Here is a 24,442-nt window from a genome sequence, read left to right as displayed (position 1 = left end):
CGGCGGCGCAGAAAAAGGGGTTAAGCGCGTGTAAAAATAATCAGGAAGCTGCCGCCCTCCCTATTCAAATCCCCGTATGCGGTCGCCGTTGAAATTCGGCAGGCGCCACTCGAAGTGCAGCGCCAGGAAGCGGAACAAAAAGCCCGCGCCGATGGACGCCAGCTGCGCCACGGAGCTGTCGACCTTGAAGTGCAGCAGGCCGACATACAGGGCGCCCGTGAACAGGGCCACGGTGGCATACACTTCGCGCTGCAGCACCAGCGGAATCTGGTTGCACAGGATATCGCGCAGCAGGCCGCCAAAGACGCCCGTGATCATCCCCGCCAGCACCACGATGGCCGGATGCATCTTGGCCGACATGGCGATGTCGCAGCCGATCACGCAAAACGCCACCAGGCCCAGGCCGTCGACCAGCAAAAAGATGGCGCGCAGATGGTGCAGGTAGCGCGCGACAAAGGCCGTGACCACGGCCGCGCCGATGGTAAACAGCAAGTACTCGGGATGCGCGATCCAGCCCAGCGGATAGTGCCCCAGCAGCACGTCGCGCACGGTGCCGCCGCCGAGCGCCGTGACGGTGCCGATCATGCAGATGCCGAACAAATCCATGCCGCGCCGCATGCCCATGATGGCGCCGGACATCGCTTCGGCGACGATCGCCACCAGGTAAATCGTATATAACAGCATGGTCTTACTCTTCCGAAAATGATTTGAGAATTTGTTCGCGTTCGCGCGCTTCGCTCAGGGCGCGCGCCTCGTTCGTGCCCGTGCTGGAGCCGCCATCGCCAGCGTCACCGTGCGCCATGCGCGTGTCCGCACCACCGCTGCCGCAGCTGACACTGCTATGGATAAAGGCAAAGTTATCCTTCAGACAGTCGCCGGCCAGGTATTCGGCATACACATAATCGCCGTCGAGCAGCGCCAGGCCGGGCGGCTCGGCCAGCACCTGTTCGCGCCGGCCCTGTACGGCCACCTGCATGTAGTCGCGCCAGACGGGCAGCGCCAACGTCCCCCCTGTGGCGTTGCCCAGGCTTTTCGGCTGGTCGTAGCCGAGCCAGACGACGGAGACGAGGCCCGAGGAATAGCCGGCGAACCAGGCGTCGTACGCATTGTTCGACGTGCCCGTCTTGCCGGCCGCGTCGCCGCGCCCCAGCGCCAGCGCGCCGCGTCCCGTGCCGCTCTTGACGACGTCGCGCAGCATGCTGTCCATGACGTAGGCATTGCGCGTGGAGATGACTTGCGTGCCCGGTGCCGGTTCGCCCTTGGCGCGTGGCGCCGCATCGCTGAACAGCACTTCTCCGCTGCGGCTGCGCACTTCCTTGATCAGTTTCGGCGGCATCTGCATGCCGCCGTTGGCGAACACCGCATACGATTGCGCCAGTTGCAGCGGCGTGACGGCGCCCGCGCCCAGCGCCAGCGGCAGCGAGACGGGATTGCGCGCGCCCTCGAAGCCGAAGCGCGTGGCGTAGTGCTGCACGTAGCCGGCACCGGCCGCCTGCATCAGGCTCACGGCCACCAGGTTTTTCGAACGCACGAGGCCACGCCGCACGCTGATGAAACCTTCATAGTTGTTGCCGTAATTGCGCGGACGCCACTGCCGCGCGCCCGTTTCCTGCGGCAGCAGCAAACGCTGCGTATCGTCCACGGCCGTGCCGGGAAAATATCCCTTTTCCAGCGCCGCCGAATACACGAAGGGCTTGAAACTGGAGCCAGGCTGGCGGTAGGCCTGCATGGCGTGGTTGTAGTGGTTGCGGTAAAAATCGAAGCCGCCCGCCATGGCGACGATTTCGCCGCTGTGCGCCTCGACGGAAATGAGCGCGCCTTCCATCTCGGGCAGCTGGCTCACCAGCCAGCGCTTTTTCGCCGCGTCGTGCACCACGCGAATCACGCTGCCCGCGACGATGGCGCGCTTGCCATCCCACTGCAACTTGCCGCCCAGGCGCGCGTCCGAGGCGGTGAGCACGATGTCGTCGCCATTGCGCAGCTGCGCCGTCAACTGGCGCTTGCCGGCGTTATCTACCTTGCGCACCAGCGCGGCGCGCAGTTCTCCGCTGTCCGGATAGGCGGCCAGCTGGCGCGCCACGCTGTCTGCGGAGAGGGCCAGGCGCGCTTCCGGGCCACGGTAGCCGCGCCGCGCCTGCGCGTTTAACAGCCCATCGCGCAACGACTTGTCGGCCGCGATTTGCGGCGCCATGCGGATGGTGGTCGTCACGTCCAGGCCCATGCTGTAGGCGCCTTCGGGATAGCTTTGCAAGATCAATTGACGCGCTTCCTCGACCGCATACGCGGCCGCGTGCACGGAGCTGTTGCGGTCCTTGTTCAGGGCCAGCTTTTCCGCCACGGCGGCATCGTATTCGGCCGGCGTGATGTGGCCGAGTTCGCGCATGCGCTGCAGGATGTAATGCTGGCGCACGGTGGCGCGCTGCGGATTGGCGACGGGGTTGTAGGCCGACGGCGCTTTCGGCAGGCCGGCCAGCATGGCCGCTTCGGCGATGCTCACTTCCGCCAGCGGTTTGTCGAAATAGATGTTCGAGGCGGCGGAAAAACCGTAGGAGCGCTCGCCCAGGTAAATCTGGTTCATGTACAGTTCCAGCAGCTTGTCCTTGCCGTAGTGCTGTTCCAGCTTGTAGGCGAGCAGCATCTCCGTCAGCTTGCGCTGTATGGTCTTGTCGCGCGACAGGAAAAAGTCGCGCGCCACCTGCATGGTGATGGTGCTGGCGCCCTGTACGTGGTGGCCGGTGACGATGTTGGCCAGGGTGGCGCGCGTCAAGCCATAAAAGTCGACGGCGCCGTGTTCATAAAAGCGCGCATCCTCGATGGCCAGCAAGGCCTGGCGCATGCGCAGCGGGATCTCCTGCAGAGGCAGGAATTCGCGGCGCTCTTCGCCGTATTCGGCCAGCAGCTCGCCTTCGCTGGAGAAAATGCGCAGCGGCAGCGCGGGCTTGTACTGGGCCAGGTGTTCGACGGCCGGCAAATCCTGCCATGCCTGGCGCAGCCACCAGCCGCCCGCCAGCGCGGCGGCCAGGCCCAGGCCCAGGGTCAATCCCAGGCCGAATTTCAGGTTGCGCGCCAGCTTCGATGGCGGCTTGCGGGTGCTGCTGTCGTTCGCTTGTGCTTCCATGGTGGTATTCCCTTGCTGCCAGGAGGCCGCGCTGCATACGCGCGCGCGGCACTCCATCAAAGAGGCATTGTGCACTGCAACACAGCTATCCTTATCAAAAGTAAGTATTATTTAGTATTGATAAATTTTTCTTATGTTAGGCGCGCACCATGGATCTCAATCCCAAGCACACGGAAGCGTTCCGCGCCGTCGTCGAAACGGGCAGCTTCGAGCAGGCGGCGCTGCGGCTGCACCTGACGTCGCCGGCCATTTCGCAGCGCGTGCGGGCGCTGGAAAGCCAGCTGGGCAATGCCTTGATCGTGCGCAGCCGTCCCGCGCGCGCCACGCGCATGGGCCAGCGCCTGATGCAGTACCTGAAGCGCGCCAAGCTGCTGGAAGCGGACTTGCAGGCGGAGCTGGCGGTGCAGCAGGACGCCCCGCTGACCCTGGTGCTGGCGCTGAACGCGGACTCCATGGGCACCTGGTTCTTCCCCGCCCTGTCGGAAGTGCTGATACGCGAGCGCGTGCTGCTGGACCTGACCGTGGAAGACCAGGACCATACCTACACCTTGCTGGAAACGGGCATGGCGATCGGCTGCATCAGCACGGAAGCCAAGCCCATGCGCGGCTGCACGGCCGAGCCGCTGGGCGTGATGCGCTACTGGCTGGTGGCCACGCCCGCGTTCCGCCAGCAGTGGTTTGCGCACGGCCTGACGCGCAAGGCGGCGCGCACGGCGCCCGTCGTCGCCTACACGCGCAAGGACACCCTGCAATCGTCGTTCCTGCAAGAGGCGCTGGGCCTGCCCGAGGGCGCCTACCCCTGCCATTACGTGCCGGGCGCCACCTCGCACTTCAACGCCATCCGCTATGGCCTCGGCTACGGCATGGTGCCGGAATTGCTGCTCAAGGCGAACACGGATGGCGAACTGGTGGAAAGGCTCACGCCCAAGACCCCGGCCGACGTGGCCCTGTACTGGCACACGTGGAAGGTGCAGTCGCCGCGCATGGAGCAGCTGTCGCGGCAAATCATCGCGGCGGCGCGCAGCATGCTGAAGTAATTATCGTGACAACTAGCGCTGCATGCCCCAGCGCTTCAAGGTGACGCGTTCCAGGCTGCGAAAACCGATGTTTTCCACCAGCAGCCCGATGACGATGACGGCCGCCAAGCCGGCGAACACCTTGTCCGTGTACAGCTCATTGCGATTCTGAAAAATGTACCAGCCCAGGCCGCCCTGTCCCGAGGTGGTGCCGAAGACCAGTTCGGCGGCGATCAGCGTGCGCCAGGCAAACGCCCAGCCGATCTTCAGGCCCGAGACGATGGAGGGCAAGGCGCCCGGCACGAGGATGTGCAGCACCAGGCGCAAGCCATTCAAGCCATAGTTGCGACCCGCCATGCGCAGGGTGTCCGGCACACCCTGGAAGCCCGCATAGGTGTTCAGGGCCAGCGGCCACATCACGGAATGCACGATGACGAAGATCAAGCTGGCGCGCCCCAGGCCGAACCACAGCAGGGCCAGCGGCAGCAGGGCAATCGCCGGCAAGGGATTCAACATGGCCGTCAGGGTTTCCAGCAGATCGCGCCCGAGGCGGCTGGACACGGCCAGCAAGGTCAGCACGAAGGCGGCCAGCACGCCCACCGCATAGCCCTGCAGCAAGACGACCAGGGAGGCAGCCGTGCGCGTGAGCAATTCACCGCTGGCAATGCCGCCGATAAACGCCTGCGCCGTCTGCAGAAAACCGGGCAAGAGCAAATCGTTGTGCGTCCAGCGCGCCGCGCCTTCCCACAGCAGGGCCAGGCTGAGCAAAATCAAGGCCTTGCGCCACAGCGCGTGCTGGCTCCAGCGCTGCCAGCGCGACAGCGGTCGCTCGACGGCCACGCCCACTGGCGGCGGCGCCGCATACACGACCTCCTGGCGGATCGGTGGTTCCAGCAACACGTTCATACGGCCTCCCGCTGCGCGGTCTCTGCTGGCGGGGCAGCAATGGTTTCCTCGTCGAACAGCAGGCCATGGATGCGGCTGCTGGCGGCCTGGAATTCCGCGCTGCCCGCGCTGTGCAAGCCGAATTGATGGCTGTTGAGTTCGGCGCGCACCCTGCCCGGATGGGGCGACAGCAGCAGGATGCGGTTGCCCACGACCAAGGCTTCCTCGATCGAATGCGTGACGAAGACGAGCGTAAAACGCAGTTCTTCCCACAAGCGGCTCAGCTCTTCCTGCATCTTGCGCCGCGTCAAGGCATCGAGGGCGGCAAACGGCTCGTCCATCAGCAGCACTTCCGGCTGCATGGCCAAGGCGCGCGCGATGGCTACGCGCTGCTTCATGCCGCCCGACAAGGTATGCGGATGGGCATCCTCGAAGCCGGCCAGGCCCACCTTGGCGATCCAGTGATGGGCGCGCTCGCGGGCCGCCTGCTTGTCGAGCCGCTTGCTGGCCAGCAAGGGGAACATGACGTTGTCCAGCACCGTCTTCCACGGTGGCAACTGGTCGAATTCCTGGAACACGACGACACGGTCCGGCCCCGGCTGATGGATGGGCTGGCCATGCATGGCGATGCTGCCCGCGCGCGGCGCAATGAAGCCGGCCACGGCTTTCAAGAGCGAAGATTTGCCGCAGCCCGATGGTCCCAGCAGCACAAAACGGTCACCGCGGAACACGTCGAAACTGACGTCGTGCGTGGCGCGCACGGTGCGCTGCTCCGTGCGGTATTCCAGGCTGACGTGTTTCACGCTGAGCAAGGGCTGTAGCGCGACCGCAGGACGTACCAGGTGAAAGGCGGGTGCGTTCATCTCAGCCTCCTTGCGTGATGGCAGGGTCGTCAAAGAAATAATCGCGCCAGCTGTCGGGCAGGTTGCGGATGGCGTTGACGCGGTGCAGGAATTGCGCCAGGCCATGGGTGTTTTGCGGCGCGATCTTGAATTGCACTTGCGGGTTGGCAAAGATTTTCAACAGCAGATTGCGGTCCACCTTGCTTTTATTCACCTTGATATAGATGTCGGCCGCGCCTTGCGGGTTGCTGCTCGCATACTGCGCCGCTTCGGCCAAGGCGGCGATGAAGGCGCGGTAGGTCTTGGGATTGTCCTTGCGGTATTTTTCCGTCGCATACAGCAGGGTCGAAGAGCTGGGCCCGCCTTGCACATCGTAGGAATTGAGGATAATGTGGGCGTTCGGGTTCTGCGCCAGTTCCTGCTCCTGGAACGGCGAGTTGCCGAAGTGGCCGGTCAGCTCCGTGCCGCCGGCGATGATGGCCGCCGCCGCGTCCGGGTGCGGCAGGGTTTGCGTGATTTTATCGAGGCGGGCAAATTCCTTGTCGCCCCACTGTTTCGCCACGGCCATTTGCAAAATCCTCGCCTGGACGGAGACGGAAACGGCGGGCAAGGCGATGCGGTCCTTGTCCGTCAAGTCCGCCAGGGTTTTCACCTTCGGATTATTGCTGACCAGGTAGTAAGGGAAATTGCCCAGGGAAGCGACGCCGCGCACGTTCTGCCGTCCCTTGGTGCGGTCCCAGATCGTCAGCAGCGGCCCCAGGCCGGCGCCGGCAATGTCGATATTGCCGGACAACAAGGCATCGTTGATGGCGGGGCCGCCAGACAGGGTGATCCACTCGACTTTCACGTCGACGCCCTGCTGCTTGCCATGCTTTTCGATCAGCTTTTGTTCCTGCGCAATATTGAGCAGCAAGAAGGTGATGCCATGCTGGCCCGCGATGCGGATCTGTCCTTCGGCCCGGGCCATGGGCATGGCCATGCCTGTCAAACACAGCAGGGCGATGACGGCGAGCAGGCGGCGGGAAAAGGTCAAGATCGGCAACATGGACACTCCTTGGGTCAGGCTTACAGGAAAAAATCAGTACGGCGCATCGCCTTCAATGGTAGTGCGATAGAGTTTGCGGCGCTGCTCGGGCGGGCACCCCGTCGCCAAATGCATCAGCGAGCGGTTGTCCCAGAACACCAGGTCGTGCGGCCGCCAGCGGTGCACATACAGGTGCTCGGGGCGCACGCTGTGGGCAAACAGTTCGCCCAGCAGCGCGCGGCTTTCATCGTCGGGCAGGCCGACGATGCGCGTGGTGAAGTGTTCGCTGACAAACAGGGCGCGGCGCCCCGTTTCCGGATGCACGCGCACCACGGGGTGGGTGACAGGTTTGACTTCATCGATCTGCGCCTGCGTCAGCGCGGGGCGCCAGGGATTGCGGCGGCGTAATTCCTCATACTGGCTCAGATAGCTGTGCTCGGCACGGGCGCCGCGCACGGCGTGGCGCAGCGCGGCAGGCAAGCTTTCCCAGGCCAGGTGCATGTTCGCAAACACGGTATCGCCGCCCTCGTCCGGCAACTCTTGCGCGTGCAACATGGAACCGAGGCTGGGCACTTCCTTGTACGACAAATCGGAATGCCAGAAATGGCCCGCGTCGCCCAGGCCGATGGGCTGGCCATCCTCGACGATGTTCGAGATGATCAGCACTTCCGGCTGCGTGGGCAACTGGAACTGGCGCAGCACGTGAATTTGCAGCGGGCCGAAGCGGCGGCTGAAATCGACCTGCTGCTGCGGCGTGATGTGCTGGTCGCGGAACACCAGCACGTGATGGTCGAGGTGGGCGTGGTGCAGGCGCTGGAAGTCGCCCAGCGACAGCGGCTGCGCCAGGTCCAGTCCCAGCACTTGCGCGCCGAGCGGCGCATCGAACGTCTCGATACGGAAATGGCTGGTGGAGTACTTGGGTTTCAGGACGGCCGACATGGGAACTCGACTAGAGTCTGGGGAAGTCCACTGTATGCCCGCTCGCCCGTCCTGCAAACGAAGCATTTACTATATGGATATGCGCGGCGCGTTGCGCCAGGCTGCAACAGCGGCTGTCACGCAATGGCACAGCAGTATCGGCCGTGTCCGGGAGTGGCGCTAGCACGCAACTTGCTTCTCTACCAATCTTCAATCGTTGACCAGGAAAGCCATGCCCACCTACGCCCTGCTGCTCGCCTTGCTGTTCCCTGCTTCCGTACACGCCCAGGATAGCCAGGGTGAAAGTGATCTCAGCTACAAAGCCTATGTGCACAGCGACAAGCGCATCAAGTGCTTGTACGGCTATGCGGCCGACAAGACGGGCGACCATGCGGCGGCCGTCGCCATCTTTGAAGATTGCATCCGGCGCTGGAACGATGTGTATTCGATGATTTGGTTGGCCCAGCTGTATGAAACGGGCGTGGGCGTGCCGAAGGACCTGGAGCAGGCGACGGCGCTGATGCGGCGTGGTGCGCAGACGAACGATGACGCCGCCTATGCGCGGCTGGCGCGTTATCACTATGGCGTGGCGCTGGCCGAAGGCCGCGGCACGCCGCAGGATATTGCCCAGGCCAAGACCTGGCTGCGGCGGGCGGCGCAAGAAGGTGTGCCGGAGGCGGCCGATTATCTGGGCCGCCTGGAGGGCGCGGCACCTTAGCGCCGCGCCAGCATTGCTGGCTTACGCCGTTGCTTCGTAGCGGGCCAGGCGGGTCGCCATGCGCGGCGCCAGCTCGTGGCCGGCCGTCACCGTCACTTCCAGATCGTTCAGCAAGCCATCCTTCAAGCCGTAGACCCAGCCATGGACGCTGAGTTCCTGGCCCCGTTCCCACGCATCTTGCACGATGGTGGTCTGGCATACGTTCAAGACCTGTTCGACCACGTTCAGTTCGCACAGGCGGTCGCCGCGCTGGCGGCTCGTCAGCACGTCGCCCAGGTAGCGTTCGTGCTTCTGGCCCACGTCCTGCACGTGGCGCAACCAGTTGTCGACCAGGCCGATGCGCGTGCCCGTCATGGCCGCATGCACACCCTTGCAGCCGTAATGGCCGACGATGATCACATGTTTGACTTTCAGCACGTCCACGGCAAATTGCAGCACGGACAGGCAATTGAGGTCGGAATGCACGACCACGTTGGCAATGTTTCGGTGCACAAACACGTCGCCAGGCGCCATGCCCAGCAGTTCGTTGGCGGGCACGCGGCTGTCGGAGCAGCCGATCCACAGGTATTCGGGCGACGTTTGCGCTTCCAGGTTCTTGAAGAAGTTCGGGTCTTTCGCCACCATCGAGTCGGCCCAGCGGCGGTTACGCTGCAGCAGTTCCGCCAGGGCCATGCCATTTTTCGGTTCGGTCATATCGCTCCCATTGTGTAAGTACGACTGAAGGCTGCAGATCGCGCCCATAGGCAGGCGATGCGCGCACATTGCTCAGTCGTAGTGAAAAAAACGCCGGGATGTGTGAGCATCCCGGCGCATGGTATTACGTGTGCTTACTCAAAGAAGTCCTTGACCTTGTCTTTCCAGGTCTTGCTTTGCGGACTGTGCTTGGCACCGCCCTCGGTGGTCGACTTTTCAAAGTCGCGCAGCAGGTCTTTCTGTTTTTCCGTCAGTTTCACTGGTGTTTCGATGGCCACGTGGCAGAACAGGTCGCCCGCGTAACCGGAGCGCACGCCCTTGATGCCCTTGCCTTTCAGGCGGAAGGTCTTGCCCGACTGGGTGCCCTCAGGAATCGTGAACGACACTTTGCCGTTCAGGGTAGGCACTTCGATTTCGCCGCCCAGGGCCGCCTTGGTGAACGAGATCGGCATTTCGCAATGCAGGTCGTCGCCTTCGCGCTGGAACACGGCGTGCGGCTTGATGTGGATTTCCACATACAGGTCGCCCGACGGACCGCCATTCGTGCCCGGTTCGCCGTTGCCGGACGAACGGATACGCATGCCGTTGTCGATACCGACTGGTATTTTGACTTCCAGGGTCTTGTTGCGCTTGATGCGACCGGCGCCGCCGCATGGCGTGCAGGGGTCGGTGATGACCTTGCCGCTGCCATGGCATTTCGGGCAGGTTTGCTGGATGCTGAAGAAACCTTGCTGCATGCGCACCTGGCCGTGGCCACCGCACGTACCGCAGGTGGTGGGCGACGTGCCCGGCTTGGCGCCGCTGCCGTGGCAGGTGTCGCACTTGTCCCAGCTCGGCACGCGGATGGTCGTGTCGAAGCCGTGCGCAGCTTGCTCCAGTGTAATTTCCAGGTTGTAGCGCAAGTCGGCGCCACGGTACACCTGTGGCCCCGCATTGCGGCTGCGTCCACCGCCACCGCCAAAGATGTCGCCGAAGATATCGCCGAAGCTGTCGGCAAAGCCGCCAGCACCGCCACCGAAGCCGCCACCGCCGCCCATGTTCGGGTCCACGCCGGCGTGACCATAACGGTCATACGCTTCGCGCTTTTCCGGATTGGTCAGCATTTCGTAGGCTTCTTTGACTTCCTTAAACTTTTCTTCCGATTCCTTACTGTCCGGATTGCGGTCCGGATGGTATTTCATCGCCAGTTTACGGTAAGACTTTTTGATCTCTTCTTCCGAAGCATTTTTTGCGACACCGAGTGTCTCGTAAAAATCACGCTTTGCCATGTTGTCGGCACCTTGCAGTCTATCTACTGATGTAAAAATTACACGAAAAAGCCGAGTCGAGTGCTGCGCTAGGCGCAGCGACTCGGCTCGGCCGGTCTTCGCGGCTAATCCCGCGATGTAGCGTTCAGCCCGGCTACCCCCAGTTCATGGGAGCGCAAGACATTACTTGCTGTCTTTGACTTCCTTGAAGTCAGCGTCAACAACGTCGTCTTGCTTGGCGCCTGCGTCCGATGCGCCAGCAGCTTGCTGTGCACCTTCCGCGCCGCCGGCAGCTTGCTGCGCTTGCATGTCGGCATACATTTTTTCGCCCAGTTTCTGCGATGCGCTCGACAGTGCAGCCACCTTGGCGTCGATCTCAGCCTTGTCGCCGGCCTTGATGCTTGCTTCCAGGTCGGTGATTGCCGCTTCGATCTTCTCTTTCTCGCCCGCGTCGAGCTTGTCGCCGTATTCGGTCAAGGATTTCCGGGTCGAGTGTACCAGAGCATCGGCCTGGTTGCGCGACTCGGCCAATTCTTTGACCTTCTTGTCTTCTTCCGCGTTCAACTCGGCGTCTTTCACCATCTTCTGGATTTCAGCCTCGGTCAAGCCGGAATTGGCCTTGATCGTGATCTTGTTTTCCTTGCCGGTGGCCTTGTCTTTCGCGCCGACATGCAAGATGCCGTTGGCGTCGATGTCGAAGGTCACTTCGATCTGCGGCGTACCGCGCGCCGATGGTGGAATGCCTTCCAGATTGAATTCGCCCAGGCCTTTGTTGCCGGCGGCGATTTCGCGCTCACCCTGGAAGACCTTGATGGTCACCGCAGGCTGATTGTCGTCGGCCGTCGAGAATACCTGGCTGAACTTGGTCGGAATCGTCGTGTTTTTGTGGATCATCTTGGTCATCACGCCGCCCAGGGTTTCGATACCCAGGGACAGAGGGGTGACGTCCAGCAACAGCAAATCTTTGCGTTCGCCCGACAGGACCGAACCTTGAATCGCTGCGCCCACGGCCACGGCTTCGTCCGGATTCACGTCTTTGCGTGGATCTTTGCCGAAGAATTCCTTCACTTTTTCCTGTACCTTCGGCATACGCGTCATGCCGCCGACTAGGATGATGTCATCGATGTCCGACACTTTCACGCCAGCATCTTTGATGGCGATGCGGCATGGTTCCATCGTCGCGATGATCAGTTCTTCCACCAGCGACTCCAGCTTGGCGCGGGTCATCTTCAGGTTCAGGTGGACCGGTGCGCCATTGGCCATGGCGATGTACGGCTCGTTGATCTCGGTTTGCTGCGACGACGACAATTCGATCTTCGCGCGCTCGGCCGAAGCCTTGATGCGCTGCAGGGCGATCGGATCTTTTTTCAGATCGATGCCGTTGATCTTCTTGAACTCGTCGATGATGTAATCGATGATGCGCTGGTCGAAGTCTTCGCCGCCCAGGAAGGTGTCGCCGTTGGTCGACAGCACTTCAAATTGTTTCTCGCCATCAACATCCGCGATTTCGATGATCGACACGTCGAACGTACCGCCACCCAAGTCATACACGGCGATTTTACGGTCGCCTTTTTCGGTCTTGTCCAGGCCGAATGCCAGCGCTGCTGCGGTTGGCTCGTTGATGATGCGCTTGACGTCCAGGCCAGCGATACGGCCGGCATCCTTGGTGGCTTGACGCTGCGAGTCGTTGAAGTACGCAGGCACGGTGATGACGGCTTCGGTGACTTCTTCACCGAGGTAGTCTTCTGCCGTTTTTTTCATCTTGCGCAGCACTTCAGCGGAAATTTGTGGCGGCGCCAGTTTTTTGTCGCGTACACCGATCCATGCATCGCCGTTGTCGGCTTTCATGATTTGGTACGGCATCAGCGCGATGTCTTTTTGCACTTCTTTTTCGTCGAACTTGCGACCGATCAGACGCTTGACTGCGTACAGCGTGTTTTTCGGATTGGTCACGGCCTGGCGTTTCGCCGGCGCGCCGACGAGAATTTCGCCATCTTCTTGATAAGCAATAATCGACGGCGTCGTGCGTGCGCCTTCAGCGTTTTCGATTACCTTTGGTTGACCGTTTTCCATGATGGAAACGCAGGAATTCGTGGTTCCCAGATCGATACCGATAATTCTACCCATGATTTTTTTCCTTTTATTTGCTAGATTTCAGATGGTTCTTATATGTGGCAAAGCGGCATGGTTTCAAGGCTTGCTTGATGCCGCCCTCTGATTATTTTGCTTGCGCGGTCGTGACAATGGCTGGACGCAGCAGGCGGTCCGCAATCATATAGCCCTTTTGCAGGACGGATACGATGGTATTGGCTTCCTGCTCCGCTGGCACCACGGCAACAGCCTGGTGTTTCATCGGATCGAGCTTTTCACCCTGCACCGGCAACACTTCCACCAGGCGGTTGCGCTCGAACGCGGCGTTCAGTTGCTTCAGGGTCATCTCGACGCCTTCTTTCAGCGAGTCGATGGTCGGTGCTTCCACCGTCAGCGCCGTTTCCAGGCTGTCTTTCACCGGCACCATGGCTTCGGCAAAGCTTTCCACTGCGAATTTATGCGCTTTAGCAACATCTTCCTGCGCACGGCGGCGAATATTTTCGCCATCGGCCTTGGCGCGCATGAAGGCATCATGCATCTCTGCAAGACGCGCTTCGGTACTCGCCAACTGCTCTTCCAAAGTAGGCTCTGCGGGAGCCGCGGCGTCCGCTTGCGGATTAGGTACAGCTTGGTTTTCCTGATCTTGCATCTAGAAAGCTCCTACAATCAATGACTTAAATGAGTTAGTCTAATTATCTTTACAACACTAACGGGCAGATGGGGCTATATCCTATTGTTTCAAGGGGTATGCATGGCAAAACCAGATTTACATCGAGCCATGTTACAGCTTATTACAAAACGCTACCCATTTCGGCCAGCGATCCGTGCGCGCCCCCTTGATTTTCCAGGCTTCCCACGGTAAAGCGGGCATTCTACCAGTCGCGCCGCCGCCGTCGCCACTGGCAACGTTACTATCTGGATAGTACTTTTGTCGCGCCAGACATGACAAAGCCGCGCAAGCGCGGCCCTGAATTGTCACAAGAATTAATATTCCTTAATTCGCCGCGCCCAGCGCCAGCGCCGCCTCGCGCGCCTGCTCGCCCGCTTTCTTGTCCGCTTCGCGCTGCGGCGCCGTCTTCATCGTCGGCCAGCCTATCATATGCTGTTCGGCAATTTCCGCCATGCCCGCGATCCAGGCTGGCGTTTCGTTCAGGCAAGCAATGTAATGAAACTGCTGGCCGCCGGCCGTTTCGAAATCATGCTTCGCTTCCATGGCGATCTCTTCCAGCGTTTCCAGGCAATCGCTGGTAAAGCCCGGACACAGCAGGTCGACACGCTTGACGCCCTGTTGCGCCAGGGCCACCAGGGTAGGTGCCGTGTACGGCTGCAGCCATTCGGCCTTGCCGAAGCGCGACTGGAAGGTCACCAGGTATTGCTCTTTACTGAACTTTAACTTTTCCGCCAGCAAGCGCGCCGTTTTCAGGCATTGGCAGTGGTAGGGGTCGCCCAGCAGCAGGGTGCGCTTGGGCACACCATGAAAACTCATCACCAGTTTTTCCGGACGGCCATGCGCTTCCCAGTGGTTCAGTACGGAATCGCGCAGGGCGTCGATATACGTGTCGTGCTCGTGATACTGCTTGATAAAACGCAATTCCGGCACATTGCGCACCGTGGCGTAATGGGCAAACACGGCGTCATAGATGGAACCCGTCGTCGTGCCCGAGTATTGTGGATACGCAGGCAGGATGGCGATGCGCTCGCAGCCTTCGCTTTTCAGCCTGGCCAGCACCTCGGGCAGGGAAGGCGAACCGTAACGCATGGCCATGGCCACCGTCACGCCGTCATGGCCCCGCTCGGCCAGCGCGCCGGCCAGCAATTTCGCCTGCTTTTGCGTATGCACTTTCAGGGGCGAACCCTCGCGCGTCCAGATCGACGCGTATTTCTTGGCCGACTGGCCCGAGCGGAATGGCAAGATGATCAGGTTCAGGATGAACCACCAGACGGCGCGGGGAATCTCCACCACGCGCGGATCGGACAAAAATTGCTTCAGGTAGCGCCGCACGGCCGACGAGGTCGGCGCATCGGGCGTGCCCAGGTTGACCAGCACCACGGCGCTGCGGTCGATGCTGCCATGCGTGTACGGCGGTTCTGTTTGAAATGACATGAAGGCTCTTCGAAGGCGTTGGAGGGATTGGTCGTCCATTATAGTTACATTGCGTCAACACTGGTACTGGGGTCAAATCGCCAGCAATTCGCGTGCATGCTTGCGCGTGGTGGCCGTGATTTCCAGGCCGCCCAGCATGCGCGCCACTTCTTCCACACGGGCCTTGGCATCGAGCATGTCGATGCGCGACGCCGTCTTGCCATTGTCCAGCGTGCTTTTTGCCACCTGAAAATGCTGGTTCGCCTGGCTGGCCACTTGCGGCAAGTGGGTCACGCACAGCACTTGCCGTCCCTGCCCCAGGCGTTTCAGCAGCCGCCCCACGACTTCGGCGACGGCGCCGCCGATGCCGCTGTCGACCTCGTCGAAGATCAGGGTCGGCGTCGTGGTGGCGTGCGAGGTGATGACGGAAATGGCCAGCGCGATGCGCGCCAGTTCGCCGCCGGACGCCACCTTGGCCAGCGAGCGGGGCGCCGTGCCCGCATGGCCGGCGACGAGAAATTCCACTTGCTCGAGGCCGTGCGCGGCCGGTGCGCACGGGTGCAGGGCGATCTCGAAGCTGCCGCCCGTCATGCTCAGTTCCTGCATGGCGCGCGTGACGGCGTGCCCCAGCTCCAGAGCGGCGGCGCGGCGCGTGGCGGACAGGCGCTCGGCCACGCTGCGGTATTCGGCCTCGATCTTCGCTTCCTGGCGCAGCAAGCCTTCGATATCGGAAGCGTCGGCCAGGTGCTGCAGCTTTTCCGACAGCTTGGCGTGTTCCTCGGGTAGCTCTTCGGGCGTGACGCGGAATTTGCGGGCCGTGCTGTGCATGGCTTCCATGCGCGCGTCGAGCTGGTGCAGGCGCTCCGGGTCCAGTTCCACGCGGTCCAGGTAGTTGTTCAACGCGTACACGGATTCCTGCAGCTGGATGCGCGACGATTCGATCAGGTCGACGATCGGCTGCAATTCCGCATCGACGGACACCAGCTTGCCCAGCTTCTGGTTCAGGGCCGACAGTTGCGACACGATCGGGTGGTCTTCCGACTCGGAAATGAGGGACAGCGCTTCCTGCGCCCCTTCCAGCAGGCTGGCCGCGTGCGACAAGCGGCTGTGCTCGTTCGTGATCTCCGTCCACTCGCCGGGCTTGGCGGCCAGTTTTTCCAGTTCGCCCACTTGCCATTCCAGGCGTTCGCGCTCGTACAGCACGTTGGCGGCGTTGGTTTCGAATTCTTCGCGCTGGCGCACGAGGGCGCGCCAGCGCTTGTGCAGCGCCGCCACCTGCCGCGCATCGTGCTCCACGCCCGCTTCGCGCGCCGTCGCCTGGCCGTCGAGCAGGGCGCGCTGCGCCTCGCTTTTCAGCAAGGACTGGTGCGCGTGCTGGCCGTGGATATCGACCAGCATGTCGCCCAGTTCGCGCAACTGCGCGGCCGTGGCGGGGATGCCGTTGATGTACGCCTTCGAGCGGCCCGCATTGTCGATCACGCGGCGCAGCAGGGCGCCGCCCTCGTCGTTGGCAAATTCGTTGGCCACCAGCCAGGCCTGCGCCACCTCGCTGACGGAAAAATCGGCCGTGATGTCGGCCTTGGCCGCACCTTCGCGCACCACGCTGGCGTCGCCGCGCCCGCCCAGGGCCAGGGTCAGCGCATCGATGAGGATGGACTTGCCGGCGCCCGTCTCACCCGTCAGCACGCTGAAGCCGGCGGAAAATTCCAGTTCAATGGTATCGACAATGACAAAATCGCGAATGGACAGTGTATGGAGCATGGCTTCTGTGGTTAGGCGGCGCACCGCGGGTTAGCGTGGAGAAAATGTTAGCTGAGCTTGCCCTCGCCCGACGGGTACTCATTCCAGTGCAGTTTTTCACGCAGGGTGTTGTAGTAACTCCACCCTTCCGGATGCAGGAAGGTAATCGTGTGCGGCGAACGGCGGATGAGGATGCGGTCTTGCTGCACCAGGCTGGCAAAGGTCTGCATGTCGAAATTGACACTGATATCGCGCCCGCGCACGATTTCCACCACGATCTGGCTGGAGTCGGGCAGAACGATGGGCCGGTTCGACAGCGCATGCGGGGCAATCGGCACGAGCACGATGCCGCCCAGGGTCGGATGCAGCAAGGGGCCGCCGGCCGACAGCGAGTACGCAGTCGAGCCCGTGGGCGTGGAAATGATCAAGCCATCCGAACGCTGGTTGTACATGAAGTGGCCGTCGACTTCGACGCGCAATTCGGCCATGCCGGCACCGCCGCCGCGCGAGACGACGACATCGTTGACGGCCATGCCCACGTGAATCGACTCGCCGTCGCGCAGCACGCTGCCTTCGAGCAAGGTGCGGCGTTCGGCCTTGAAGCGGCCGCCGAGAATTTGCGCCAGCACGGGCAGCATGCGCTCGAGCGGGATATCGGTCATGAAGCCCAGGCGCCCCTGATTGATACCGATCAAGGGAACATCGAATGGCGCCAGCTGGCGCGCAATGCCCAGCATGGTGCCGTCGCCGCCCATGACGATGGCGCAATCGGCGGCGGCGCCGATCTCGGCCGGCGACATGGCGCGCACGCCGGGAAACGCCAGGTTCAGATGCACGGCCGTCTCCGCCTCGAAGACCACCGTGTGGCCCAGCACCTGCAGGAAATCGACGATGCTTTTGACGGGCTCGGCAATGCCATCCGTATTCTGGCGCACGACCAGGGCGATGGTCTTGGCGCCCAGGTTGAAGCGCTCGCCCGGGGCTGGCAAGGTCGCGGCTGGCTGTTCGGCGCGTTGTTCGGCGGGTGTATCGACGGGCATAAGAATCTCGGTAGTGAATTCGGTGGCAAACCGCCCCAGGCTGTCGCGTCGCACGCCGGCATCGCATGATACTGTATATATGCACAGTATAGTGCGGCTGTCGTGTGCCTGCAAGGGGCGTTCTTGGTGTTGCACGCAGTGTAGCGCAGAAAAAGAATCGTCCATGCGTGCGCCAGCGCTCCCAGCACGGACAAATCCGCTTGCCGTCAGCCTGGCGCGGCAGGACACTGGCTGTACTTTACTGTCAGGAGGCCAAATGCGAACCCCACCCAGCGAACGCAAGATCAATACCGATGAAAAGGTCAAGAATGACGGCGTCGACCGCCTGCCGCACGAGCGTGACGAATCGCCCGATGCGCAAGATATCCGCCCGCGCAAGATCATGCAGCAGGCGGCCAGCGACCTGGAACGCGGCCTGGTCGACACGGACCGCCACGCCCAGCCCGGCGTGGAAAAGGTCAAGCCGGCCGCGCCGCAGCAAGCCCGCCCCGACGCGCAACTGGAGCCAAAGAAGGCGCGCTGAATCGCATCCTCACGCAATGCTATTGTTCCGGAGTACGCCATGCACCGTTGCACCTGTTCCTTCCTACTGGCCGCTGTCTGCGGCACCTCGCTCGCCCACGCCCAGGCGCCCGCCATGCCAGTGGGCTTTGGCCCGCAACCCGCCCTGCCCGCGCCGGACAAGCAATTCATTCCCACCGTCAACGTGGCGCCCGTGCAGCGCTGGACGGCCGCGCAGCGCCCCGTGGTCGCGCCCGGCCTGGCCATCCAGGCTTATGCGCGCGACCTCGACCATCCGCGCTGGTTGTACGTCTTGCCGAATGGCGACGTGCTGGTGGCGGAAACGAACGCCCCGCCCAAGCCCGATGACAGCAAGGGCATCAAGGGTGCCATCATGCAGATGCAAATGAAAAAGGCGGGTGCCGCCACGCCCAGCGCCAACCGCATCACCCTGCTGCGCGGCCTTGACGCGAATGGCGTGGCGCAATCGCGCAGCGTGTTCCTGCAAGGACTGAACTCGCCATTCGGCATGGCCCTGGTGGGCAAGGAGCTGTACATCGCCAACTCGGATGCGCTGCTGCGCTTTCCCTACAAGGAAGGCCAGACGGCCATCACGGCGCCGGGCGTGAAGGTGATGGATTTGCCGGGCGGCTCCATCAATCACCACTGGACCAAGAACGTCGTCGCCAGTCCGGACGGCAAATTTCTCTATGTTTCCGTCGGCTCGAACAGCAATGTGGGCGAGAACGGCATGGCAGCCGAAGATGGCCGCGCCGCCATCTGGCAATTCACGCGCGCCACGGGCAAGGCACGCGTGTATGCCACGGGTTTACGCAATCCGAATGGCATGGCCTGGCAACCCAACACGGGCGCCCTGTGGACGGCCGTCAATGAGCGCGACGAGCTGGGCAACGACCTGGTGCCCGACTACATGACCTCGGTCAAGGACGGCGCCTTCTATGGCTGGCCCTACAGTTACTTCGGCCAGCACGTCGATGCGCGGATCAAGCCGCCGCGCCCCGACCTGGTGGCCACCGCCATCGCCCCCGACTATGCGCTGGGCGCGCACACGGCCTCGCTGGGCCTGGCATTCTATGACGGCGCCTTGCTGCCCGCCCGCTACAAGGGCGGCGCCTTCATCGGCCAGCACGGCTCGTGGAACCGCAAGCCTTTCAGCGGCTACAAAGTCATTCACGTGCCCTTCGCCAATGGCGTGCCCAGCGGCCAGCCACAGGATGTCGTCAGCGGCTTCCTCGACGAGAACGGCAAGGCGCAGGGGCGCCCCGTCGGCGTGGCCGTCGACAAGGCGGGCGCACTGCTGGTGGCGGACGACGTGGGCAATGTCATCTGGCGCGTGACGCCGGCCCGTTGAGCCTCCATCTGCCACAGTGTGACGCAACGAACGGAAGCGCAAAGGCAGGGCGCGCATGATGGACGTTCGAACCACGCAAGGAGTACATCATGAAAAAAGCAGGATCAGCCGTCTGGAGTGGCGGCCTTAAAGATGGCAAAGGGTTTATTTCCACCGAAAGTGGCGCGCTCGACAATGTGGCTTACGGCTTCAACACGCGCTTCGAAGACGGTCCCGGCAGCAATCCGGAAGAACTGATCGGCGCCGCCCATGCCGCCTGCTTCACCATGGCCCTGTCCGGCCAGCTGGGCGAGGCGGGCCTGCGCGCCACGGCCCTGAAAACCACGGCCGATGTCAGCCTGGAAAAAATCGATGGCAGCTATGCCATCACGGCCGTGCACCTGACCCTGGTGGCCACCATCCCCGGCGCCACCGATGAAGCGTTCCAGGACGCGGCCCTGCGCGCCAAGCTCGGCTGCCCCGTGTCCAAATTGCTGGCCACGGAAATCACCCTGGACGCCCGTCTGGAGTAAGTCCAGAGGCACTAACGCCACCGTCCGCTGCCGTCCCATCACCGGACGGTAGGGGCGGTCTCGGCAAGAAAGCCGTAAAGCGCATAAAATCCTGCCATTCCCCCATCATCATCAAGGATTCACGATGCGTATTTTGCACACCATGTTACGGGTCGGCGACCTGCAGCGCTCCATCGATTTTTACACCAAGGTCCTGGGCATGAAGTTGCTGCGCACCAGCGACAATCCCGAATACCAGTACACGCTGGCCTTCGTCGGCTACGGCTCGAACCCCGACCATGCGGAACTGGAACTGACGTATAACTATGGCACCACCAGCTACGAGCTGGGCACGGCGTATGGCCACATCGCCATCTCGGCCGACGACATCGTCGCCGCCTGCGATGCGGCACGCGCGAATGGCGGCAACGTCACGCGCGAACCGGGCCCCGTGAAAGGCGGCAACACCGTCATCGCCTTCATCACCGATCCGGACGGCTACAAGATCGAATTGATCGAGCGCAAGTTCGACGGCCAGGGCGGCGGCCTGTAATTGCTCAGCCTGGCCCGGCGGCCGTTGCAACGGCCGCGCGCAGCCAGGCGATGCCTGCATCACCGTCCGTGCGGCGGTGCCGTATCGCTTCAAACGCAAACGGCGCGATGGCAAACGGCGCCGCGTACAGCGCCAGCCCTTGCGCCGCGCTTGCCTGCAAGGCGCGCCGCGCCACTGTCAGGATCAAGTCAGTCCCCATCACGACCTCCGCTGCGACCGTCCAGTACGGCACACGCACGGCGATGCGGCGCGTCTGGCCCAGCTGGGCCAGGGCCGCATCGACTTCGGCCGCCATGCCGCCTTCGCTGGACGCCACCAGCACGTGCGGGCGCGCCAGATAGGTGTCCAGACTCAAGGTTTCGCCGTCTGCCAGGCTGGCAGGATCGAGCGCGCACACGAACGTTTCCTCAAATAAGGTTTCTCTATGTAACTGCTCGGGCAGTTGCGGGAACACGCCCAGCGCCAGATCGATCTCGCCATCCTGCACGCCGGCCACCACGGCTTGCCGGCTGGCATAGCTGACGGCCAGGTCGATGCCGGGCGCTTCCACGCGCAAGCGGCGCAGCAAAGCGGGCAAGAGCAACGCCGCGCCGTAATCCGACATGGCCAGACGAAACACGCGCTGCGCCGTGGCCGCCTCGAAGACGGCGCCACCGAGCACGGAGCGCACGCTTTGCAGGGCCTCGGCCAGCGGCCGCGCCAATGCCAGCGCGCGCGCCGTCGGCTGAAAGCCACCCTTGCCGCGCAGCAGCAGCGGATCGTCGAGCAGATGGCGCAGGCGCGCCAGCGCATGGCTGACGGCAGGCTGGCTCATGTGCAAGCGTTCGGCCGCGCGCGACAGGTGGCGCTCGCTGAGCAGCGCTTCCAGGATCACCAGCAAATTCAAATCGACGGACCGCAGATTATTCATTTGATGCATAGTTGTATGGCAAATTACGAATTGGATTTAATCATCACAGCATAATACGATGACGCCATCAACTCAACTGTGGGAGTCACACATGCATGGATGGATTACCGTATTTGCCCCGCTGGCCATGCTGGCCGGCGCCGTCGTCCCCTTCCAGGCGGGCGCGAATGCCGCGCTGGGCCGCAACCTGGGCCACCCGCTGTGGGCCACGCTCGCCTCGCTGGCCGTCAGCGCCGTACTCGCCTCGCTGGTGATGCTGGTCTGGCGCGTGCCGGCGCCCGATCTCCAGCTCGCCGTGCGCGGGCCGGGCTGGTCCTGGCTCGGTGGCGCGGCTGGCGTGTTTTACATTACGGCCGCGCTGATGCTGGCGCCGCGCATGGGGTCCGGCCCCTTCATGGCGGCCGTCATCGGCGGGCAAATGCTGGCCGCGCTGGCCATCGACCGCTACGGCTTGCTGGGCTTTGCCGTCAAGCATATTTCTCCGCTGCACTGGGCCGGCGCGGGCCTGGTGGTGGCCGGGGTCGTGCTCACTCAGATCGCCAACAGCCGCGCTGTATAAGCGGGCGCCAGGGCGAAAAAAAACCAGCGCCGTTGCCGGTGCTGGTTTTCATTCAGAGCAAGATCGCGCTTACTTGTCGAGCAAGGCGTTGACGGGCATCAAATCCGTTTCCTTCAGGGTGCCGGCCGCGGCCTTCAGGCGCAAGCCGTTCATGATGGTGTCGTAGCGCGCCTTCGACAGGTCTTTTTGCGTCGAGAACAATTGTTTCTGTGCATTCAACACGTCGATATTGATGCGCACGCCCACTTGATAACCGAGCTGGTTCGACTCGAGCGCCGATTTGCTCGACACTTCCGCCGCTTCCAGCGCCTTGACTTGCGCCAGGCCGCTGTTGACACCGAGGAAAGCCTGGCGCGCGCCCTGCGATGCCGTGCGGCGTGCCGTTTCCAGGTCGTTGCGCGCCTTGTTTTCCAGCGCGATCGACTCGCGCACCTTGCTGGTGACGGCAAAGCCGCTGAAGATCGGGATGCTCCACTGCACGCCGATGGCGTTATTGTTGTTGCCGTTGCCATTGCCGCCACCCGAGGAATAGCTATGGCCCGCGTTGGCGATCAGGTCCAGGGTCGGGTAGTGGCCGGCGCGGTTGCGGCCGATGTCGCGCTTGGCCGATTCCACATTGAACTGCGCCGTGACGACGCCGTAGTTCTGCTCTTCGGCGGACGCCACCCACGGCTCGACGGCAGCCGGTTCCGGCGCGCTGATGACCACGCCCGTGCGCATCGGCGCCAGCGACGTTGGCGCTTCGCCGATGATGGTTTGCAAGGCGCTGCGCTTGTTGGCCAGGTCATTGATGGCGGCAAATTCCTGCGCCACCACCAGGTCGTAGGCCGCTTGCGCTTCGTGCGTGTCGGTGATCGTTTGCGTGCCGACTTCGAAGTTGCGCTTGGCCGATGCCAGCTGTTCCGTCGTGGCGACTTTTTGCGCCTGCGTGGCGCCCAAGTTGTCTTGCGCGCTGAGCACGTCGAAATACGCCTGCGCCACGCGCGTGATCAGGTCTTGCTGGACTTGCGCAAATTGCGCTTCAGCAATCGCTTGCGCCAGCTTGCTTTGCTGGTAGGTTTCCCAGCGATCCCAGCGGAACAGCGGTTGCGCCAGGGTCAGGTTGTAGCTGTTCGTGCGCACGTTGACGGATGGCGAGGTGATCTTGTTGCCGCCATTGTTCTGGACGATTTGCTCCTGATTGCCGCGCGTATTGCTGCCCGAGGCGGAGATTTGCGGCAGCAAGCCTGCCATCCCCTGCGGAACCCGCTCCATCCCGGCCGACAGGGCCGCGCGCGCACTGGCGTACTGCGCGTCATTGGCCAGCGCCTGCTGGTACACCTGGATGAGATCGGCCGCCTGCGCTTGCAGCGAGCATGTCATCGAGACAAAGGCGCTGGTCATCAGCACGGCGATTAGGGGTTTCCGCATTGCATTTCTCCGTTGGAGTCGTCAAAAGTTGATGGAATCAAAAATCTGCTACCGCTTGCCTTGCGCCCGCCGGATGAGCGGGGTACAGGCCTCCGCAGGCATGCAGGAAAACATGCCTGGGTGCATCTACTGCAACATAATTTAGTATTTAGGCATCGCGCTGTCGACTTGCAGCGCCCAGGCATGCACGCCGCCCGTCAAATTACTGATCTTGCCAAAACCATTGCGCTCCAGGAAGGCCGCCACCTGCATGCTGCGCATGCCGTGATGGCAGATGCAGACGATCTCGGCATCTTCATCGAGGTCATCGATGCGCGCAGGAATCGAGTTCATCTGCATCAGGATGGCACCGTCGAGGTGGCACAGGTCAAACTCCCACTGTTCCCGCACATCGAGCAAGAACGGACGCGGACGGGAAGGGTCAGCCAGCCAGGCGGCCAGCTGCGGTGCACTCAAATGCTCCATCGAATCAGAACTGAAAATGCGACGGCGCCACGGCTTGCAGCGGCGTGACATTGGTTTCAAACAGCTTGCGCGTGTCGTAAGCCTTCTCCGAGCTGCGCGTGATCAGGTGCGCCGACATGATCGGCGCTTCGCCGATGATGGCCAGGATGCGGCCGCCGACTTTGACTTGTTGCAACAGTGCTTCCGGCAACACGGCCAGGGAGCCGGACACGACGATCACGTCGTACGGTGCGCCCTTGCTCCAGCCCTGGGCGCCGTCGCCCAGTTCCACGGTGACGTTCGTCACGCCGTTGGCGGCCAGGTTCTGCTCGGCCAGGGTTTTCAATTGGGGAACGATTTCCACGGTCGTCACATGACGCGCCTTGTGCGCCAGCAAAGCGGCCATGTAGCCGCTGCCGGTGCCGATCTCCAGCACATTTTCATGCTTCTTGACGGCGACGTCTTGCAAAATGCGCGCTTCCAGCTTTGGCGTCAACATGCATTCGCCGCCGCCCAGTGGAATTTCCGTATCGACGAAGGCCAGGTTTTTATAGGCGGCCGGCACGAAATCTTCACGCTTGACCACGTTCAACAGCTCCAGCACGTCGAGATCCAGTACGTCCCATGGACGGATCTGCTGTTCGATCATATTGAAGCGGGCTTGTTCGATATTCATCTTTGGACTCGGTAAGTGAAGTAATAATCCGCCATTTTATCGTTGAACTGGCTGAAAGCACATGTTAACCATAAAGGCGGGGAATGGAGGAAATTTGCGACGATCTGCAGA

24 protein-coding genes are annotated in these 24,442 nt (G+C 62.4%); 7 read left to right on the top strand and 17 right to left on the bottom strand.

The window, feature by feature from the left end:
- Positions 1–60: 60 nt before the first annotated feature.
- Both ACP7DW_RS01080 and ACP7DW_RS01075 read right to left on the bottom strand, forming a co-directional pair.
- On the bottom strand, positions 61–684 hold the full coding sequence (locus ACP7DW_RS01080) for a trimeric intracellular cation channel family protein (protein ID WP_071075300.1): 624 nt from the start codon (positions 682–684) through the stop codon (positions 61–63).
- 4 nt (positions 685–688) lie between these two features.
- Complete coding sequence (locus tag ACP7DW_RS01075) at positions 689–3,118, bottom strand: penicillin-binding protein 1A (RefSeq protein ID WP_426053752.1); 2,430 nt, start codon at positions 3,116–3,118, stop codon at positions 689–691.
- Positions 3,119–3,267: 149 nt separating this feature from the next.
- On the opposite strand from ACP7DW_RS01075, the gene ACP7DW_RS01070 reads away from it, so the two are divergent.
- Positions 3,268–4,155: an HTH-type transcriptional regulator ArgP gene (locus ACP7DW_RS01070; RefSeq protein ID WP_298402626.1), complete on the top strand. Its 888-nt coding sequence runs from the start codon at positions 3,268–3,270 to the stop codon at positions 4,153–4,155.
- A gap of 12 nt (positions 4,156–4,167) precedes the next feature.
- Here ACP7DW_RS01070 and ACP7DW_RS01065 read toward each other — a convergent pair whose 3' ends face one another.
- From ACP7DW_RS01065 to ACP7DW_RS01050, 4 genes are read right to left on the bottom strand one after another with little or no spacing between them, the layout of a single operon-like run.
- Positions 4,168–5,040, bottom strand: coding sequence for an ABC transporter permease (locus ACP7DW_RS01065; RefSeq protein ID WP_426053753.1), 873 nt, complete (start codon positions 5,038–5,040; stop codon positions 4,168–4,170).
- A complete protein-coding gene (locus tag ACP7DW_RS01060) occupies positions 5,037–5,882 on the bottom strand; it encodes an ABC transporter ATP-binding protein (protein WP_426053754.1) in 846 nt (281 codons plus the stop codon). The genes ACP7DW_RS01065 and ACP7DW_RS01060 overlap by 4 nt, the downstream gene beginning before the upstream one ends.
- Position 5,883: 1 nt before the next feature.
- A complete protein-coding gene (locus ACP7DW_RS01055) occupies positions 5,884–6,906 on the bottom strand; it encodes an ABC transporter substrate-binding protein (protein ID WP_426053755.1) in 1,023 nt (340 codons plus the stop codon).
- 33 nt (positions 6,907–6,939) lie between these two features.
- Positions 6,940–7,824, bottom strand: coding sequence for a TauD/TfdA dioxygenase family protein (locus ACP7DW_RS01050; protein WP_426053756.1), 885 nt, complete (start codon positions 7,822–7,824; stop codon positions 6,940–6,942).
- Between the two features lie 211 nt (positions 7,825–8,035).
- Between ACP7DW_RS01050 and ACP7DW_RS01045 the strand changes: the two genes are divergently transcribed.
- The gene (locus tag ACP7DW_RS01045) at positions 8,036–8,521 is read left to right on the top strand and encodes a tetratricopeptide repeat protein (RefSeq protein WP_426053757.1); all 486 of its coding nucleotides are present in this window, start codon (positions 8,036–8,038) and stop codon (positions 8,519–8,521) included.
- Between the two features lie 21 nt (positions 8,522–8,542).
- Here the strand turns inward: ACP7DW_RS01045 and can are convergent, their stop codons facing one another.
- From can to ACP7DW_RS01010, 7 genes are all read right to left on the bottom strand, one after another.
- Positions 8,543–9,214, bottom strand: coding sequence for a carbonate dehydratase (can, locus tag ACP7DW_RS01040; RefSeq protein WP_071075293.1), 672 nt, complete (start codon positions 9,212–9,214; stop codon positions 8,543–8,545).
- A gap of 134 nt (positions 9,215–9,348) precedes the next feature.
- Entirely contained in the window at positions 9,349–10,482 is a 1,134-nt protein-coding gene (gene dnaJ / locus ACP7DW_RS01035; protein ID WP_071075292.1) for a molecular chaperone DnaJ, read from the bottom strand.
- 162 nt (positions 10,483–10,644) lie between these two features.
- Positions 10,645–12,588, bottom strand: a complete 1,944-nt coding sequence (dnaK, locus tag ACP7DW_RS01030) for a molecular chaperone DnaK (RefSeq protein ID WP_141170885.1) — start codon at positions 12,586–12,588, stop codon at positions 10,645–10,647.
- Between the two features lie 91 nt (positions 12,589–12,679).
- A complete protein-coding gene (gene grpE, locus ACP7DW_RS01025; RefSeq protein WP_426053758.1) occupies positions 12,680–13,201 on the bottom strand; it encodes a nucleotide exchange factor GrpE in 522 nt (173 codons plus the stop codon).
- Between the two features lie 345 nt (positions 13,202–13,546).
- Positions 13,547–14,656: a ferrochelatase gene (gene hemH, locus ACP7DW_RS01020; protein WP_426053759.1), complete on the bottom strand. Its 1,110-nt coding sequence runs from the start codon at positions 14,654–14,656 to the stop codon at positions 13,547–13,549.
- A gap of 72 nt (positions 14,657–14,728) precedes the next feature.
- Positions 14,729–16,396, bottom strand: a complete 1,668-nt coding sequence (gene recN / locus ACP7DW_RS01015; protein WP_426053760.1) for a DNA repair protein RecN — start codon at positions 16,394–16,396, stop codon at positions 14,729–14,731.
- Positions 16,397–16,443: 47 nt separating this feature from the next.
- The gene (locus ACP7DW_RS01010) at positions 16,444–17,415 is read right to left on the bottom strand and encodes an NAD kinase (RefSeq protein WP_426053761.1); all 972 of its coding nucleotides are present in this window, start codon (positions 17,413–17,415) and stop codon (positions 16,444–16,446) included.
- Between the two features lie 256 nt (positions 17,416–17,671).
- Between ACP7DW_RS01010 and ACP7DW_RS01005 the strand changes: the two genes are divergently transcribed.
- From ACP7DW_RS01005 to gloA, 4 genes are all read left to right on the top strand, one after another.
- Positions 17,672–17,938, top strand: coding sequence for a hypothetical protein (locus ACP7DW_RS01005; RefSeq protein WP_426053762.1), 267 nt, complete (start codon positions 17,672–17,674; stop codon positions 17,936–17,938).
- 39 nt (positions 17,939–17,977) lie between these two features.
- Entirely contained in the window at positions 17,978–19,288 is a 1,311-nt protein-coding gene (locus ACP7DW_RS01000; protein WP_426053763.1) for a PQQ-dependent sugar dehydrogenase, read from the top strand.
- Positions 19,289–19,377: 89 nt separating this feature from the next.
- On the top strand, positions 19,378–19,800 hold the full coding sequence (locus ACP7DW_RS00995; RefSeq protein WP_426053764.1) for an OsmC family protein: 423 nt from the start codon (positions 19,378–19,380) through the stop codon (positions 19,798–19,800).
- Between the two features lie 124 nt (positions 19,801–19,924).
- Positions 19,925–20,332: a lactoylglutathione lyase gene (gene gloA, locus ACP7DW_RS00990; RefSeq protein ID WP_010401713.1), complete on the top strand. Its 408-nt coding sequence runs from the start codon at positions 19,925–19,927 to the stop codon at positions 20,330–20,332.
- 4 nt (positions 20,333–20,336) lie between these two features.
- Here the strand turns inward: gloA and ACP7DW_RS00985 are convergent, their stop codons facing one another.
- Positions 20,337–21,242: a LysR substrate-binding domain-containing protein gene (locus ACP7DW_RS00985; RefSeq protein ID WP_426053765.1), complete on the bottom strand. Its 906-nt coding sequence runs from the start codon at positions 21,240–21,242 to the stop codon at positions 20,337–20,339.
- 91 nt (positions 21,243–21,333) lie between these two features.
- Between ACP7DW_RS00985 and ACP7DW_RS00980 the strand changes: the two genes are divergently transcribed.
- Entirely contained in the window at positions 21,334–21,801 is a 468-nt protein-coding gene (locus ACP7DW_RS00980) for a DMT family transporter (protein WP_426053766.1), read from the top strand.
- A 69-nt stretch (positions 21,802–21,870) separates the two neighbouring features.
- Here the strand turns inward: ACP7DW_RS00980 and ACP7DW_RS00975 are convergent, their stop codons facing one another.
- From ACP7DW_RS00975 to ACP7DW_RS00965, 3 genes are all read right to left on the bottom strand, one after another.
- A complete protein-coding gene (locus ACP7DW_RS00975; RefSeq protein WP_116745705.1) occupies positions 21,871–23,211 on the bottom strand; it encodes a TolC family outer membrane protein in 1,341 nt (446 codons plus the stop codon).
- A 141-nt stretch (positions 23,212–23,352) separates the two neighbouring features.
- Positions 23,353–23,676 carry a rhodanese-like domain-containing protein gene (locus ACP7DW_RS00970; protein WP_426053767.1) on the bottom strand — a complete coding sequence of 108 codons (324 nt, stop codon included), beginning with the start codon at positions 23,674–23,676 and terminating at the stop codon, positions 23,353–23,355.
- 4 nt (positions 23,677–23,680) lie between these two features.
- Complete coding sequence (locus ACP7DW_RS00965) at positions 23,681–24,331, bottom strand: protein-L-isoaspartate O-methyltransferase family protein (RefSeq protein WP_426053768.1); 651 nt, start codon at positions 24,329–24,331, stop codon at positions 23,681–23,683.
- Positions 24,332–24,442 lie beyond the last annotated feature (111 nt).

It is taken from the genome of Janthinobacterium sp. PSRC1-1, from assembly GCF_049897525.1.
GTDB lineage: Bacteria > Pseudomonadota > Gammaproteobacteria > Burkholderiales > Burkholderiaceae_D > Janthinobacterium > Janthinobacterium tructae.
Note: the sequence above shows the minus strand (reverse complement) of the source record. Positions and strands in the feature narration are given on the sequence as shown.

Excerpts from the sequence above, each read along its gene's own strand:
- ACP7DW_RS01080 (WP_071075300.1), bottom strand. The coding sequence starts at position 684 with ATGCTGTTATATACGATTTACCTGGTGGCGATCGTCGCCGAAGCGATG.
- dnaJ (WP_071075292.1), bottom strand. The coding sequence starts at position 10,482 with ATGGCAAAGCGTGATTTTTACGAGACACTCGGTGTCGCAAAAAATGCT.
- gloA (WP_010401713.1), top strand. The coding sequence starts at position 19,925 with ATGCGTATTTTGCACACCATGTTACGGGTCGGCGACCTGCAGCGCTCC.
- ACP7DW_RS01045 (WP_426053757.1), top strand. The coding sequence starts at position 8,036 with ATGCCCACCTACGCCCTGCTGCTCGCCTTGCTGTTCCCTGCTTCCGTA.
- ACP7DW_RS00965 (WP_426053768.1), bottom strand. The coding sequence starts at position 24,331 with ATGAATATCGAACAAGCCCGCTTCAATATGATCGAACAGCAGATCCGT.
- ACP7DW_RS00995 (WP_426053764.1), top strand. The coding sequence starts at position 19,378 with ATGAAAAAAGCAGGATCAGCCGTCTGGAGTGGCGGCCTTAAAGATGGC.
- ACP7DW_RS01070 (WP_298402626.1), top strand. The coding sequence starts at position 3,268 with ATGGATCTCAATCCCAAGCACACGGAAGCGTTCCGCGCCGTCGTCGAA.
- recN (WP_426053760.1), bottom strand. The coding sequence starts at position 16,396 with ATGCTCCATACACTGTCCATTCGCGATTTTGTCATTGTCGATACCATT.
- ACP7DW_RS01075 (WP_426053752.1), bottom strand. The coding sequence starts at position 3,118 with ATGGAAGCACAAGCGAACGACAGCAGCACCCGCAAGCCGCCATCGAAG.
- ACP7DW_RS00975 (WP_116745705.1), bottom strand. The coding sequence starts at position 23,211 with ATGCGGAAACCCCTAATCGCCGTGCTGATGACCAGCGCCTTTGTCTCG.
- ACP7DW_RS01010 (WP_426053761.1), bottom strand. The coding sequence starts at position 17,415 with ATGCCCGTCGATACACCCGCCGAACAACGCGCCGAACAGCCAGCCGCG.
- ACP7DW_RS01065 (WP_426053753.1), bottom strand. The coding sequence starts at position 5,040 with ATGAACGTGTTGCTGGAACCACCGATCCGCCAGGAGGTCGTGTATGCG.
- dnaK (WP_141170885.1), bottom strand. The coding sequence starts at position 12,588 with ATGGGTAGAATTATCGGTATCGATCTGGGAACCACGAATTCCTGCGTT.
- grpE (WP_426053758.1), bottom strand. The coding sequence starts at position 13,201 with ATGCAAGATCAGGAAAACCAAGCTGTACCTAATCCGCAAGCGGACGCC.
- ACP7DW_RS01055 (WP_426053755.1), bottom strand. The coding sequence starts at position 6,906 with ATGTTGCCGATCTTGACCTTTTCCCGCCGCCTGCTCGCCGTCATCGCC.
- ACP7DW_RS00985 (WP_426053765.1), bottom strand. The coding sequence starts at position 21,242 with ATGAATAATCTGCGGTCCGTCGATTTGAATTTGCTGGTGATCCTGGAA.
- hemH (WP_426053759.1), bottom strand. The coding sequence starts at position 14,656 with ATGTCATTTCAAACAGAACCGCCGTACACGCATGGCAGCATCGACCGC.
- ACP7DW_RS00970 (WP_426053767.1), bottom strand. The coding sequence starts at position 23,676 with ATGGAGCATTTGAGTGCACCGCAGCTGGCCGCCTGGCTGGCTGACCCT.
- ACP7DW_RS00980 (WP_426053766.1), top strand. The coding sequence starts at position 21,334 with ATGCATGGATGGATTACCGTATTTGCCCCGCTGGCCATGCTGGCCGGC.
- ACP7DW_RS01005 (WP_426053762.1), top strand. The coding sequence starts at position 17,672 with ATGCGAACCCCACCCAGCGAACGCAAGATCAATACCGATGAAAAGGTC.
- can (WP_071075293.1), bottom strand. The coding sequence starts at position 9,214 with ATGACCGAACCGAAAAATGGCATGGCCCTGGCGGAACTGCTGCAGCGT.
- ACP7DW_RS01050 (WP_426053756.1), bottom strand. The coding sequence starts at position 7,824 with ATGTCGGCCGTCCTGAAACCCAAGTACTCCACCAGCCATTTCCGTATC.
- ACP7DW_RS01060 (WP_426053754.1), bottom strand. The coding sequence starts at position 5,882 with ATGAACGCACCCGCCTTTCACCTGGTACGTCCTGCGGTCGCGCTACAG.
- ACP7DW_RS01000 (WP_426053763.1), top strand. The coding sequence starts at position 17,978 with ATGCACCGTTGCACCTGTTCCTTCCTACTGGCCGCTGTCTGCGGCACC.